General features: G+C 56.3%; 1 protein-coding gene. It reads right to left on the bottom strand.

Going from position 1 to position 1,208, the window contains the following annotated elements; all coding sequences use genetic code 11:
• Nucleotides 1-1,208 (bottom strand): Lon protease family protein (locus B2W52_RS21870; protein WP_286804079.1); only part of this gene is annotated, 1,208 nt, incomplete at both ends.

Raw genomic sequence — 1,208 nt, 5'->3', positions numbered from 1 at the left:
ACCTTGCCCGCAGGCTTTCCAAGCAGCAGCGTGATGGCCTCTTCAACACGGGCGACCGCGTAAACCGCAAACTGCCCCCCGCGCACTGCCTGCACCACTTCGCTGTCAAGCATCAGGTTCTGCACATTGGTGGATGGCACAATGACACCCTGGCTGCCTGAAAGCCCACCCTTGAGCTGGCAGGTGGTAAAAAAGCCTTCCACTTTTTCGTTGACACCGCCAATGGGCTGAACCTCACCAAACTGGTTGACCGACCCCGTAATCGCAAGATCCTGCCGAACCGGTATACCGGAAAGGGACGAAATCAGCGCGCACAGCTCTGCCAGAGACGCACTGTCTCCGTCCACTTCACCGTAGTTCTGCTCGAAGGTCAGACTGGCCGACAGGTGCATCGGATCGTTGACCGCAAAATGGGAGGCTAGCCAGGAGCTCAGGATCATCACGCCCTTGGAGTGCAGATTGCCACCAAGCTTTACATCTCGCTCAATATCCATGACCGCGCCATCTCCATAATAGCAGGTAGCGGTGACACGGTTGGAAAGACCGAACTCAAATCCACCCGTGGACAGCACCGAGAGTGCATTAACCTGGCCAACACACGTGCCACTTGTAGTTACGAGCGTTGTGCCGTCACGGATGGAATCATAAAACTGATCCCGGATCCGGCTGCTGCGGTATTTCGCGCTTTCCAGCGCGCGCTCAACGTGCAGGTCCTGGATCAGCTTGGCACCGGCCTGACGGGCCCAGAAATCGGATTCCCGCAGCAGGTTGGCAATATCGGCCGCATGCAGGGACAGTCGATCCTGATGCTCGGCCATACGGGCACTGTGCTCAATCACCCGGGCAACCGCCTTGTTCGAACAGTGCAGCAGCTTCTTCTCGCTCACCAGGCTGGCGATAAACTTGGCATATAGCAGCTGACTGTCATCGGAACGGTACATTTCGTTCTCGAAATCCGCCGTGACTCGAAACAGCTCGGCGAATTCGGAATCGTATTCCTGCAGCAACATCCAGGTTTCACGGTCGCCGAACAGAACAATCTTGACGTCCAGGGGCACCGATTCCGGTTCAATTGAGATGGTTCCGGACAGCGTCAGTTCCCGTTCCAGTGAATTTATCTGTATGGACTTCGAACGCAGCGCACGCTTGAGGCCATCCCATACAAACGGTTGCTCCAGAACCTTGATGGCGTCCATCAACAGATAGCC

Source organism: Marinobacter sp. UBA2498 (assembly GCF_002341575.1).
GTDB classification, from domain to species: domain Bacteria; phylum Pseudomonadota; class Gammaproteobacteria; order Pseudomonadales; family Oleiphilaceae; genus Marinobacter; species Marinobacter manganoxydans.
The sequence above is the reverse complement of the archived record's forward strand: the minus strand, read 5'-3'. Positions and strand labels throughout refer to the sequence as shown.